Origin of the sequence: Microbacterium sp. Leaf351 (assembly GCF_001423825.1) — a bacterium.
Classification (GTDB): domain Bacteria; phylum Actinomycetota; class Actinomycetes; order Actinomycetales; family Microbacteriaceae; genus Microbacterium; species Microbacterium ginsengisoli.
Window position 1 is genome coordinate 86,597 of record NZ_LMPK01000018.1, and the last position, 452, is coordinate 87,048.

General features: G+C 70.8%; 1 protein-coding gene. It reads left to right on the forward strand.

Annotation, left to right across the window (positions count from 1 at the left end):
* On the forward strand, positions 1–452 hold a 452-nt coding region (locus ASG00_RS17615; protein ID WP_235559409.1), incomplete at both ends, for an FAD-dependent oxidoreductase.

The following is a 452-nucleotide window of genomic DNA, read 5'->3' on the forward strand; positions in this document are numbered from 1 at the left end:
CCATCGCAGGAGCAAGCGACCTCGGCGTGCAGCTGTTCGCACGCGGCGCGAAGGGCACGCCTCTCACCCCCGAGATCGCCATCAACCTGGCTGCTGTCAACAAGCGGCTGCTCGCGCTCGCCCGTCAGCAGTCCGACGACATGCGCTCGTCGCTGGTCGAGGCGGGCGTGCGCATCATCTCCGGCCACGGGCGCCTCGACGGCCCGGGCGCGGTCGTCGTCTCCACCGGACCGCAGGGCACCGCCTTCGACCGGGTCGAGGCCGACACCCTCGTCGTCTCGGTCGGCGCCTCGCCCCGCCAGCTCCCGCAGGCCAAACCCGACGGAGAGCGCATCCTCACCTGGACCCAGCTCTACGACATGACGACGCTCCCCGAGCACCTCATCGTGGTCGGGTCGGGCGTCACGGGAGCGGAGTTCGCCTCGGCTTACATGAACCTCGGGGCGAAGGTC